At 43.9% G+C, this 13,424-nt stretch carries 9 protein-coding genes; 7 read left to right on the top strand and 2 right to left on the bottom strand.

From position 1 onward, the window contains the following. The first annotated feature begins 783 nt into the window (after nt 1-783). From ppc to glmS, 7 genes are all read left to right on the top strand, one after another. Complete coding sequence (gene ppc, locus WG8_RS22280; protein WP_007432544.1) at nt 784-3,576, top strand: phosphoenolpyruvate carboxylase; 2,793 nt, start codon at nt 784-786, stop codon at nt 3,574-3,576. Nucleotides 3,577-3,768: 192 nt separating this feature from the next. After that, nucleotides 3,769-4,335 carry an RNA polymerase sigma factor SigW gene (gene sigW, locus WG8_RS22275; protein ID WP_007432543.1) on the top strand — a complete coding sequence of 189 codons (567 nt, stop codon included), beginning with the start codon at nt 3,769-3,771 and terminating at the stop codon, nt 4,333-4,335. Between the two features lie 149 nt (nt 4,336-4,484). Then, on the top strand, nt 4,485-5,108 hold the full coding sequence (locus WG8_RS22270; RefSeq protein ID WP_007432542.1) for a zf-HC2 domain-containing protein: 624 nt from the start codon (nt 4,485-4,487) through the stop codon (nt 5,106-5,108). Between the two features lie 221 nt (nt 5,109-5,329). After that, nucleotides 5,330-6,163, top strand: coding sequence for a diadenylate cyclase CdaA (gene cdaA, locus WG8_RS22265; protein WP_007432541.1), 834 nt, complete (start codon nt 5,330-5,332; stop codon nt 6,161-6,163). Continuing rightward, a complete protein-coding gene (locus WG8_RS22260; protein WP_007432540.1) occupies nt 6,160-7,629 on the top strand; it encodes a CdaR family protein in 1,470 nt (489 codons plus the stop codon). The genes cdaA and WG8_RS22260 overlap by 4 nt, the downstream gene beginning before the upstream one ends. A gap of 61 nt (nt 7,630-7,690) precedes the next feature. Then, nucleotides 7,691-9,031 carry a phosphoglucosamine mutase gene (gene glmM / locus WG8_RS22255; RefSeq protein WP_007432539.1) on the top strand — a complete coding sequence of 447 codons (1,341 nt, stop codon included), beginning with the start codon at nt 7,691-7,693 and terminating at the stop codon, nt 9,029-9,031. A gap of 634 nt (nt 9,032-9,665) precedes the next feature. Next, a complete protein-coding gene (glmS, locus tag WG8_RS22250) occupies nt 9,666-11,498 on the top strand; it encodes a glutamine--fructose-6-phosphate transaminase (isomerizing) (protein ID WP_007432538.1) in 1,833 nt (610 codons plus the stop codon). Between the two features lie 397 nt (nt 11,499-11,895). Here the strand turns inward: glmS and WG8_RS22245 are convergent, their stop codons facing one another. Both WG8_RS22245 and WG8_RS22240 read right to left on the bottom strand, forming a co-directional pair. Then, nucleotides 11,896-12,627: an SDR family NAD(P)-dependent oxidoreductase gene (locus WG8_RS22245; RefSeq protein ID WP_007432537.1), complete on the bottom strand. Its 732-nt coding sequence runs from the start codon at nt 12,625-12,627 to the stop codon at nt 11,896-11,898. 103 nt (nt 12,628-12,730) lie between these two features. Next, nucleotides 12,731-13,339, bottom strand: coding sequence for a TetR/AcrR family transcriptional regulator (locus tag WG8_RS22240; RefSeq protein WP_232289154.1), 609 nt, complete (start codon nt 13,337-13,339; stop codon nt 12,731-12,733). Nucleotides 13,340-13,424 lie beyond the last annotated feature (85 nt).

Genomic DNA, 13,424 nt, shown 5'->3' with positions numbered 1-13,424 from the left:
TCAGCCTTCCAAGCTGATAGCGTGGGTTCGATTCCCATCACCCGCTTAATGATTACCTAGAAGCCGAAAGGCTTCTTTTTATTTTGTCCACATTATATCCACTTTGTTGTTTAGAGTTCTTTGCCAATGTATCTCTTTCATGCACAGTTGGGTATGACTTGTGCATATTCTAAATAGGCTCATGTTACTGTAACGCCTAGATCCCGAGTTTGTCCTCCAATATATATCTTTCTCCTGTAGTAAGACTAATTTCCTGATCAAATCCCTTATAAATAGGAATCCTATGACTGCTAACGGTATGAATTTATGGTGATAACTCAAAAGTTACTGTCTAGTTGTACACATTATCTTCTTTTTATGTGGGTAATAGCAGATTATTGGATGAAAAACACATCTATATTATTGATCGGTGACAAGTTTTGTGTATATCTTTGTGGATAGAAGCTTGATTAGCTTCATATTGTCAACAAATCATAAACATGTACACATAATGATGCATGAATTTTTGCTCCGGAAATCACACTGTTTATAAGAATTGTGTATAAATTTTCATGAAATTCTTTGGATACTCTTAACTAAGTTCATCTAATTTCATTTTAATGCATAAAAAACCAATATATTCTCAAAAAAAGTATTTAAAATACATGATTTTTTACTGTAAATTTTGCAGCTTTTCATACGTTTTTATTGTATGATGTTAAGAAAGTGTCAAATTTCGTGTGTATACGTACCTTTGCAACAAGACTGTATATGGTGTGGAACAGATCAGATGGGGGGAAAAGCATGACCGAGCTTACGTTAACCGCAAACAAAAACCAATCCAATAATCTGCTGCGGCGGGACGTTCGTTTTCTAGGAAATATTCTTGGTGAGGTTTTGGTTCATCAGGGTGGCAACGAACTTTTGGATATCGTGGAAAAAATACGTGAGACAAGTAAATCGTTACGTGCCGGGTATCAGCCGGAGTTGTACGAGAATTTCAAACAAATGGTCAGCGGACTGGATACGGATATTCGTCACCAGGTTATTCGCGCGTTTGCGATTTATTTTCAGTTGGTGAATATCGCTGAGCAAAATCATCGTATTCGTCGTAAGCGGGATTATGAGCATTCCGCTGGTGAAGATGTTCAACGCGGCTCCATTGAAAGTTCCGTTCAGGAGCTTAAGCAAGGGGGATTCTCTGCCGAGGACGTCAGCAATATGCTGAAAGAGCTCTCTCTGGAACTGGTTATGACCGCACATCCTACAGAAGCAACACGACGGGTAATTCTGGATATTCATAAGCGAATTTCTGAGGATGTCATGCTGCTGGACAATCCGATGCTTACCTTGCGCGAGCGGGAACAGGTGCGGGAGAATCTGCTGAATGAAGTAATTACACTGTGGCAGACAGATGAGCTGCGTGACCGCAAGCCAACTGTATTAGATGAAGTGAGAAATGGAATGTATTATTTTCATGAGACTTTGTTTCATGTATTGCCGGATGTATACCAAGAATTGGAACGATGTTTAAGCAAATATTATCCCGAGCAAAAATGGCACATTCCAACCTACCTGAGATTTGGCTCCTGGATTGGTGGGGACCGAGACGGCAATCCGTCTGTGACATCTCATGTAACTTGGGAAACGTTACGTATGCAACGCAAGCTGGCTCTAAGAGAATATCAGCACACACTGAAAGAACTTATGGGATACTTGAGCTTTAGCACTAGCATTGTGCGCGTTTCAGATGATCTGCTGGCTTCTATTGAAGAAGATCGTTCACATATTACGCTCAAGAAGATGGAAGTATGGCATAACGAAAAAGAGCCTTATCGGATTAAACTCGCATACATGATTGCCAAGGTGAATAACATTTTGGATGAAAATAAACAGGACACTAGGGAACGTTATAGCACTGCTGAAGAGCTTATTGCAGACCTGAATGTTATTGATAACAGTTTGCGTCATCATTTTGCGGATTATGTGGCAGATACGTATATTCAAAAGATGATTCGCCAGGTAGAGCTATTCGGATTCCATACAGCTACACTGGATGTACGACAGCATAGTCAGGAGCATGAAAATGCGATGACTGAAATTCTTTCCAAAATGAATATCGTGTCAGATTACGGTAAGTTGCCGGAGGAAGAAAAGATAGATCTGCTGGAAAAGCTGTTGAACGAACCCCGTCCAATTACTTCGCCGTATTTAAAATATAGCGATAACACGCAGGAATGTCTTGACGTATATCGCACGATATATATGGCTCAGAAGGAATTTGGCAAGCAGTCCATTACAAGCTACCTCATCAGTATGACTCAGGGAGCCAGTGACTTGCTGGAGGTTATGGTGCTAGCCAAAGAAGTGGGACTGTTCCGCATCGAAAAGGATGGTACTGTCGTATGTACACTGCAATCCGTTCCTTTGTTTGAAACGATAGACGATCTGCATGCTGCACCAAGTATTATGAGAAGATTGTTGAACTTGCCTGTATATCGACAATCCGTAGCCGCAATGGATCAGCTTCAGGAGATCATGCTGGGCTACTCGGACAGTAACAAGGATGGCGGTGTGGTTACGGCCAACTGGGAGCTTCGGGTCGCTATGAACAGCATTACAGAAGTGGTTAATGAGTTTGGCGTAAAAGTGAAGTTCTTCCACGGTCGTGGTGGAGCACTGGGCCGCGGAGGAATGCCGCTTAACCGCAGCATCCTGGCTCAGCCTCCTCATACGATTGGAGGCGGGATCAAGATTACGGAGCAGGGTGAAGTGCTCTCATCCCGATACTCGCTCAAAGGCATTGCTTATCGGAGTCTGGAGCAGGCGACCTCAGCCTTGATTACAGCTGCTGCATATCATCGTTCCGGGAAGAAGGAAGTGTTCGAGGGAAGCTGGGAAGAGATCATTGCCCGTATTTCCGAGGTATCACTGGAAAAGTATCAGGATTTGATTTTCCGAGATCCGGATTTCTTCGCTTTCTTCAAAGAATCGACGCCGTTGCCTGAGGTGGGCGAGCTGAATATTGGATCTCGTCCGTCGAAGCGTAAGAACAGCGAGCGTTTTGAGGACTTGCGCGCCATTCCATGGGTCTTTGCATGGACCCAAAGTCGCTATTTGTTACCTGCATGGTATGCGGCTGGAACAGGTCTGCAAAGCTTTTATCAGAACAATGAGGATAACCTCAAGGTACTGCAAACGATGTTTAAGGACTCGGCTTTCTTCCGGTCCCTTATTGATACGCTGCAAATGGCGATTGCCAAAGCGGATTTGCTGATTGCCGAGGAATATGCGGGAATGTCCGATAATGAAGAGGCAAGAGAGCGTATTTTCGGACAGATTTCAGAGGAGTTCAAGCTTACATCCGAGCTGATTTTGAAAATAACCGGACAATCCGAGATTTTGGACGACGTGCCGGTGATTCAGGAATCAATCCGGTTACGTAATCCTTATGTCGATCCGTTAAGTTATTTGCAGGTTCAGTTGCTTAGCGAGCTACGGGAGCTGCGTGATCAAAATGGAGATGATGCTGAGCTGTTGCGTGAGGTATTATTGACCATTAACGGAATTGCCGCGGGATTAAGGAACACAGGCTGATACAGCCTGGCTGTATGAATACAGATGATCGGGCGCTTATAGAGTGCCCGATTGTGCTGTGTGAATAAAATATGACAGAAGAGTGTTCAGATGGTGTCAATACTATAGTTGATTTTCGGATAAAATTAAACTACGATGAATAATCATAAATATGCAATAGGTAACCCATCAGCAAGTCTGGGGGAGTATAGAGTGGATAATATGGAAAGCCGCTTGGTTAGGCTGGTACAGAAAGGTGATCAGCGGGCTTTTGCGGAGCTAGTCGAGTTATATAAAGATCGAATTTTTCATCTTTCCTACCGGATGCTTGGTAATCGCCATGAGGCGGAGGATCTGGTGCAGGAAACTTTTTTGCGTGTGTATCGCAATTTGGAGAAGTATGACCATGGACAGAAGTTCTCGACCTGGATTTACAGGATTGCTACAAATCTATGTATTGATCGTCTGCGAAGGAGAAAACCTACATACTCACTTGATGCTGAAATGACTGATCAGGAAGGTGTCGATGGGTATGCTATGCTCGCTAGCGAAGAGCTTACCCCTGAGGGGCGTACGTTGTTGTCCGAGACACAGGCCTTGATTCATGATGCCATTGACAGTCTTCCAGACAAATACAGGACGATTATGGTGTTGCGGTACTTGCAGGAGCTTTCCTTGCAGGAAATTAGTGATGTGCTTAATATTCCCGTGACTACAATTAAAACGAGGGTTCATAGAGGCCGGGATTTTCTACGAAAAAAATTGGAGCACAAGCTGTAAATCATATGCTTAAGTACTTGGGAAGTATCTGTATAGATGTTTTTTATGAAACATAATACTCGCTATAACGTATGTAAGAAGAGTAAAGCTCTAAGAAGGAGCATGTTATGTTGAGAAACACGGAAGAATACTAGAAAGGATTGGCTCATATGGATTGCAAACTAGCCATCTCTTTTATGCATGACTATCTGGATGGCGACCTGTCTGAGCGGGATAAACATGAGTTGGAGCAACACTTGTTAGACTGCCCGGAATGTCGCATGCGTTTTAAAGAGCTGGAGCGGACGGATGCGATGCTTTATGGTACACGCCATTATCAAGTGCCGTGTGTATCGGATGAGCTGACATTTCGCATTATGAATGCTTTGCCGCCACATAAAAGACAGACCGTGGCTCCTATGCTGTCTTGGGTGAAAAGGCATCCCGCCGTAACAGCTGCTGCCTTCTTTCTTATTGTTGTATGTTCAAGTATGGCCAGCTTTTCAAGCACGGATAATCAATTGGTAGTCAAAGGCAACAATCTGGATCAAGTCGTTATTCAAGGCGATACAGTGATTGTGCCTGAGGGGAAATCCATTGCCGGAGATTTGACAGTACAAAATGGCAAGGCTCGGGTATACGGCGATGTGGAAGGAAATGTAACTGTGATTGACGGTTCCTACTATCAAGCGTCCACAGCTCATATTGCAGGACAGGTCAAAAGTATTGATCAAACCTTGGATTGGATTTGGTATAAAGTTTCCGATTTGTTTGGGGGCCCGTCTTCTCCATAAAAGAAGTTTGAAATGGCAAAAACGATATCGAGCGCCTCTTTCCGCTGGAAAAGGCGTTCTTTTGTATATGAAGCTGGCGAATTGTACTGTATTTTACTGATTTTAGCGGTTCTTTTGTCGCGCAGCTTGCAACGCGAGCCTTATCGTTATAACCTAGATAGAGAGAGCATACTGTGTACATACTACACCCACTCACTACAGAAAATTGCGGGGGCATGCGCATGTTGGATTATTTTGCGGACCTGACTTGGAAAGAGTCCATTAAAGATATTATCGACATTTTGATCGTTACCTATATTATGTATCAGCTTATTTTACTTGTTCGCGGAACGCGTGCAGTTCAATTGTTGAAAGGCATATTGTTTCTGGTCGTCATTTGGGCAATTAGCACTTGGTTTGATTTGTACACGCTCAAGTGGTTGATGAATCAGATGTTCACTTTTGGTGTGGTGGCTATTTTTATTATTTTTCAGCCTGAGTTGCGTCGTGCTCTGGAACAGTTGGGGCGAGGCAAATTATTTGGGCGTTCGTCTGCGGATGATGAGGAGATTAACAAGTTAATTGGGGAAATGATTAAGGCGCTGAATTATTTATCTCGTAGAAAAATAGGAGCTTTGGTTGTATTTGAGCGCGAGACAGGGTTGAACGAATATACGGAGTCAGGTATCAAGACACAGGCAGTGGTCAGTTCTGAGCTGCTAATTAATATCTTTATCCCAAATACGCCTCTGCATGATGGTGCGGTGATTATTCAAAATAAGCAGATTGCTTCTGCAGCATGTTATTTACCGTTGTCGGAAAATCCGTTCATCAGCAAGGAACTGGGAACTCGTCACCGGGCTGCGATTGGGGTGAGCGAGGTAACCGATGCCGTAACTGTCGTGGTATCGGAGGAAACAGGGCAAATTTCTTTGGCTATTAATGGACAGGTCGTGCGTGACATTAAGGAAGAATCCTTAATTTCCAAGCTGTATGAGGAGCTGCGGCCAACACCATCTTTGAAGGAAAAACGCGGCTCATTCTGGAATCGGAGGGGAGGCCGTGGAAATTCATGATGGACAAATGGATTAACAATAATACGATTTCCAAAATATTGGCGCTGGCCGTTGCCGTGATGCTGTGGGGAATGGTTCATCTGGATACAGGCACACCTTCATCTACGCTGACCGTTTCTTATGATAATAAGGTGATTGATAATGTGGCCATTCAGGCCAGTGGTCTGGATGAGTCCAAATATGTGTTGTCTACTATGGATACTGACCATGTAAGGATGGAGGTCAGAGGACAGCGCTCTGTGCTGACTTCTTTTTTTGCGGATAATTATAAGGCAAAATTAAATTTAAGCGGTCTGGGCGCAGGTACTCGAACATTGGCACTCGAACCGGATTTACCGAATGGGGTAGAATTGGTATCTATGACTCCAAATCGTGTTACAGTAACGATTGAGGAAAAGCAAACGAAATCTTTTAATGTTTCTATTGTGCCCAAAGGCAGCCCGGATGCTGGTTTGCAGCTTGGCAAGCCTGTGATTACTCCTCAAACTGTGCAGGTGACCTTACCCAAGAGTCAGTTGAGTACCGTAACTGCAGTGCAAGGGGCCGTCGATACGGATGGCATCACTGAGAAATTCGAGCAGAAGCGTGTAAAACTGAAGGCTTACAACAAAAAGGGGCAAGAGCTTACAGGAGCGGTTATCGAGCCATCTACAGTGTCTGTCGAGATTCCGGTAACACAGCAGGCCAAGTCTGTGCCTGTTAAGATCGTCTATTCGGGAGATTTGCCAGACGGACTGGCACTTTCCAAGGTAAATGCAAACGTGAAGGAAGCGGCCGTATATGCATCGCAGAATGTATTGAGCAGCCTTAGCTCCTACGTCACGGCCACAGTGGATCTCAGTCAATTTACGGAAGCAGGTACTCGTACAGTCCAAGCTAATTTGGCAGCGCCCGCTGGTTCTGATAAAATCGAGCCAGGATCGATACAAATTGAGGTGACGGTTGTTCCTTCCAATCAGGTCACAGATACGGAACGGACGCTCACTGGCATTCCAATCGTTTTACAGGGTACAGGGGATGGAACTACTGCGACCATTATAGCGCCCACTAGTAAGACGATGGATGTTACTGTGAGGGGACCGCAGGATATGGTAAGCAATTTAACCAATGATGATATTAGTCTGGTGGCAGATGTAAGTGGCCTTGCGGCTGGTCAGCATGAGGTTACATTGCAGCTAGGCTTGCCTAAATATATTACGCAAGCCGGGAGCACCGATCAGCTAAAAGCAACAGTAAGCATTGTGGGCCCTTCAACGCCTGCTGTAACGAATCCAAGTAGTGAGAATGAATCAAATCCTTCCGGTAGTGGCGACAAGGGTCAGGAGAGGCCACAGGAGGGGCAAAACAGTCAGGGAGGATACCCTGATGCTAATTCCGGGGGGAATGCAGCTGCGGAGGATAAGACAAGTCCTCATAACGGCGCAGATTCTTCTGCCAATGGAACCCCGGACAGCAGTCAGCCATAACATGTTTTATCTGTAGTAATTAATCGAGATTTATTAGACAAGAAAAGGGAGTCATTTTAACATGGGGAAATATTTTGGTACAGATGGTGTACGAGGCGTTGCTAATCAGGAGCTTACAGCAGAGCTGGCATATAGCATTGGCCGCTGCGGCGGATACGTTTTAGCAGGTAATGTGGAGAAACCAACCGTTGTTATTGGTATGGATACACGAGTGTCTGGTCTGATGCTGGAATCGGCGCTTGTAGCCGGTTTGCTGTCTATTGGGGCTAACGTGGTTCGTCTGGGGATCGTTTCGACGCCGGGGGTGGCTTATCTTACACGGCAACTGAAAGCTGATGCGGGTGTGATGATATCGGCCTCCCATAATCCGGTGGAAGACAACGGGATTAAGTTTTTTGGCGGCGACGGGTTCAAATTGACAGATGAAACAGAATTGAAGATCGAAGAATTGATGGATGCAAAAGAAGACCAGCTGCCTCGTCCGATTGGTGGAGGATTGGGGACGGTTGTTGTAGATGAGCATTCCCGCTACGATTACCTTGAATATTTGAAAACAACAATTAGTCATTCCTTTGAAGGACTCAAAATTGTACTGGATTGTGCAAACGGGGCAGCTTATGAGCTGGCGCCGAAGCTTTTTACGGAATTGGGAGCGGAAGTACACACGATTGGTGCGGAGCCCAATGGGCTGAATATCAATGATCATTGCGGCTCGACTCATCCGGAAAAGCTGAAGGAGGAAGTGCTCCGTTTGAAAGCGGATATTGGTCTGGCCTTTGATGGTGATGCTGACCGTCTGATCGCAATTGATGAGAACGGGGAAGAGGTAGATGGCGACTATATCCTTTGCATTTGCGGGGATGCCATGAACCGCGCTGGAAAGCTTAAGGACAGCACCATTGTATCAACCGTAATGAGTAATATCGGCTTTTATAAGGCTACGGAAAAGCTGGCACTCAAGACTGCAAAGACTGCGGTCGGGGATCGTTATGTAATGGAGGAAATGCGCCGGGGCGGCTTTAATCTGGGCGGCGAGCAGTCTGGCCATGTTATTTTCCTGGATCATAATACGACAGGAGATGGCATGCTGACCGGGATTCAGCTGGTAGATACCCTGAAAGCTTCCGGCAAAAAGATGAGTGAGCTGAAATCGCTCATGAAGCAGTACCCGCAAGTGCTGGTTAATGTGCGTGTACAGGATAAACGCAATTACGAGGGGAATCCTGCTATTGCAGAAGCGATTGAGCAGGTGGAACAGCAATTAGGGGATAATGGGCGTGTACTGGTCCGTGCATCGGGGACAGAATCGCTTATTCGTGTGATGGCAGAAGGCCCGGACAAGGGTGAACTGGAGCAATTTGTCGGACAGATCGTAGATGTGGTCAAAAAAGAATTAGTTTAAAATTTTGTAAACGTCAGTTGCCTGTTGAATAGAAGCAGGCAACTGCGTTTGCGGTTATATAACTGCCATTGAATCTTAACCTGTATCAGTAAATATGAATAAAGTGTTATTGCCAAATGTTACAGGGCTGAATATAATATAGGAATGCTGTGACTCAGATAGAGAAAGCGAGGGTTGTGAGGTAACGTAAAACAAGCGCCAGAGCTTGACTTTGTGCGGGGGAACTTGGTAGGTAAGCAATGCATCAGTCAAGATGATGTTGCACTCATATCAGTTCACGACAAAGCAAGCTGACGAGGTGAAGGTGTTCGAAACATTCGGCGGGGACCTTCCGGTGAAGCATTAAGCCGCAAACCGGCAGCGGAAAATGAACAGGCAACTGTTTACACAACGCACCGGTAGATGCCATTATATTTTATAACCTAAAATTATAAGATTCATTTCATGAATGTGCGGCCATCATCATTGGCGTGCGCGGTTCGGGAATTTCGTTGCATTCGTGAAGAGATGCCTGTAATTTTTATAGTTATCATTGACAACTTCATAGATGAATGAACTTTATTCCTCAATCTACCGCACACGTTAGTCCTGTGATGGGTCGTCCTGTGAAATGATGATCGGGAGGATAACGAATATGTGTGGCATTGTAGGATATATTGGTGATCAGAATACGCAAGAGGTATTGATTGACGGATTGAAAAAGCTGGAGTACCGCGGCTATGACTCTGCGGGTATTGCCGTGTTTACAGATTCAGGACTGCAAATAGCCAAGGCTAAAGGTCGTCTGGCGAATTTGGAAGCAAAGCTGGATGGTGCGCCATTGTTGGGCCATGCAGGTATCGGGCATACACGTTGGGCAACGCACGGTAAGCCTTCAGATGAAAACTCCCATCCACATATGGATGAGAGCCAAAAGTTCTCTGTTGTTCACAACGGGATTATTGAGAACTATCTGGAACTGAAGGAAGAGCTGATCAGCGAAGGTCATACCTTTATTTCCGAAACGGATACTGAAATTATTTCCCATCTGATTGCGCGTGAATATAAAGGAGATATCGTTAAAGCGGTACAAAAAGCAATTACCTTTATGCGCGGTGCTTTTGCACTGGGTGTGCTGACAGAACATGAACCTAACAAGCTGGTAGCTGTTCGTCAAGCAAGTCCGCTGGTTATCGGTGTGGGAGAAGGCGAGAACTTTATCGGTTCCGACATTCCGGCTATTCTGAAATATACACGCAATGTATTTATTTTGAACGATGGCGAAATGGCTGTTTTGACCAGTGATGCCGTCGAATTAATGACAATCGAAGGTCAATTTATTTCTCGGGAAATGATTCATGTCGAATGGGATGCTGTAACAGCGGAAAAAGGCGGCTATGAGCATTTCATGTTGAAAGAAATTCATGAGCAGCCTAAGGCTTACCGTGATACTATGTTGGGCCGTATCGATAAAGAAACTAAAAAAGTTGTTCTTCCTGAACTGAAGCTAACAGAAGAACAAATTAAAAATATCCGCAATATTCAAATCGTTGCTTGTGGTACAGCTTACAATGCTGGTTTGATTGGTCGTACAGTTATTGAAAGTCTGGCTCGTATTCCGGTGGAAAATGACGTGGCTTCCGAGTATCGCTACCGCTCCCCTATCGTAACACCAGACACATTGGTGATCGTGGTGAGTCAATCCGGTGAAACTGCCGATACGTTGGCAGCATTGCGTGAAGCACAAGCAAATGGCGCTCATGTACTGGCGATTACAAACGTAGTTGGCAGCTCCATTGCCCGTGATGCAGATGATGTGCTGGTTACACTGGCAGGACCGGAAATTGCCGTAGCCTCCACCAAAGCATACTCTTCGCAGTTGATTGCTTTCTATCTGTTTGGTCTGTATCTGGCTCAAGTACGTGGCACACAAACGGATGAGCAAGTTGCTCATGTATTGGCTGCTATGGAATCACTGCCAGAGCAAGTGGAAGAAATGCTGGGTAAAGCAGATGCAATCAAAACCTATGCTGAGCAAATTGCGAGCCACAAGCACCTGTTCTTTATTGGACGCGGTCAGGACTATGCTGTAGTACAAGAAGGCTCTTTGAAGCTCAAGGAAATCTCCTACATTCATTCCGAGGCTTATGCTGCAGGTGAATTGAAGCATGGTACACTGGCATTGATCGAAGACGGTATTCCGGTTATCGCTTTGGTAACGCAGGAATCCGTGTTGGAGAAAACCGTGAGTAATATTAAGGAAGTCAAGGCTCGTGGCGGTGACGTGCTTGCAATCACGTATGAAGAGCATGCTGTTGAGCTGCTGAAATCCGTGGATCAAGTATTTGTAATTCCGAAGACACTTCCAATTCTGTCGGCTGCCATTTCAGTTGTAGCTCTCCAACTGTTGGCTTACTACGCTTCCCTTGCACTAGGACATGATGTCGACAAACCACGCAACCTGGCGAAAAGTGTCACTGTAGAATAAGGATTAGTAATTCTTGATTTAAAATATTGATCAAATACAATAAAGTTGTATACTAAATATTAATGACAAATAACAATAATATATCTTCTTAGTAAGTATTTAACAAAAGCCCGATGAGCAAGTATCATCGGGCTTTTTATTAAATGTAGTGGGGGACCGCTTTGGTCAATCAGAGCGAATTTAAATTGCATAATGTCAGAAGAAAATAAAGTTTCTATACTGAAGAATAAAGTGTTAGACTGACGATGCTTCATTAAACGGGCAGTTTACCTCAGAAGAGAACCTATAACACGGCCAATAGACAACCATTGTCGTTAACAACCAACAAAAAAGCCGCCACAGGCGACCTTTTTAAGCGTACCATTATTTTTAGCTAATTTCAGATCATTAAATATTTTTAAACCGTTACGCCACCATCAACCATTAAAGTAGTTCCTGTTGTGTAGGAAGCTTCGTCAGATAGAAGCCATGCGATACCTTTTGCCACTTCTTTTGGCTCAGCAGCTCGTTTCATTGGAATATAATCAACAGTATTAGCTCCTCCTTGATGTTCAACGGCTGCCTTTGTTTGGGTTTGCCCTGGAGCTATAGAATTGATACGAATACCCTGACTTGCATAATCAAGTGCAGCTGCTTTGGTTAGTCCTTGAACTGCATGCTTTGATGCAACATAAGCACTGTATGCCGGAAATGCCTTCAGGCCAGCTACGGAAGAAACGTTGACAATTGATCCCCCACCATTTTTAAGCATTTGTTGGATTTCGTTCTTCATGCTCAAATATACACCAAATACATTAGTGTTCATTGCATTCAAGAAACTGCTATTATCCGAATCAGCTAATCCTGATAACTCTAAATTAACAGCTGCATTATTGACAGCCCAGTCCAGTCGTCCATATTGATTAACAATCGTTCTAATCGCTTTTTTTATGCTTTCTTCGTCTGTTACATCTATTTTGATAAAGAAGGCTTCTCCACCCGTATCACGAATCTCTTGTGCAATTTGCTCACCTATTTGTTCACGTCGGGCCCCGATAAAAACTTTGGCTCCTCGAGCGGCTAATTCTTTGGCTGTTGCCTTACCAATATCTCCAGTTCCACCAACTATGAATGCAACTTTATTTTCCATAATCAACTTCCTCCAATTTTTTGTAGTGAACGTTCATTCTAATTTATACAAAAAAATATAGTTTCAAATGGACTATATTTTTTACGCATCATGGATAGCGATTTTACATCTCCTTTCGTAATTGCAAAAGATTAAAGCCTTTGGCTGTGCTTACAGAATTCCAATTGGTGCTAACTACCATTGCAATAACATCAGAGGAAAGAGCATGGAATCCTTGAAGATGTCCTTTAACCAAATAAACAATAGCTCCCCAGTGCATTTGCACCATTAACTGTGGGTCCCATGGAACAAACAGTTGCTCTTGAATGGCTTGTTCATATATCTCAGATAGACAAGAGCACCGTTTACCATTGTACGCAGCTTCTTTGGATGCTTCAAAAATGTATGGGGATAGAGAGTATTGTTCCAAAAACTGAAACGCGTCTGGATAATCAATATTCGTTTGAATAACTTTCCTCCATGCCTTCTCAAAACGTTCAGGGATAGGGGAATCGTTATCAAGACTATTCAGGACTAAGTCAGTTTGGAAATCTACAATACCTGTAAACAGCTTATTAATAATATCTTCTTTTCCTGAAAAACTGTTGTAAATACTTCCCATAGAAACGCCTGATTCTTTAGAGATCATAGACATTGATGTAGCTTGTAGGTCGTTTGTTCTCAAAAGCCTAAGTGTTGTCTCAAGCACTGCTTTTGGGGATTTTTTGTACATTTCAAACACAGGAAGCCTCCATAATATTTAAAAATAGAATGATCGTTCACTCCAATCGTATTCTATTTTTTCAATATTGTCAAAA

The sequence above is a fragment of the Paenibacillus sp. Aloe-11 genome (genome assembly GCF_000245715.1).
GTDB classification, from domain to species: Bacteria; Bacillota; Bacilli; order Paenibacillales; family Paenibacillaceae; genus Paenibacillus; species Paenibacillus kribbensis.
Note: the sequence above shows the minus strand (reverse complement) of the source record. Positions and strands in the feature narration are given on the sequence as shown.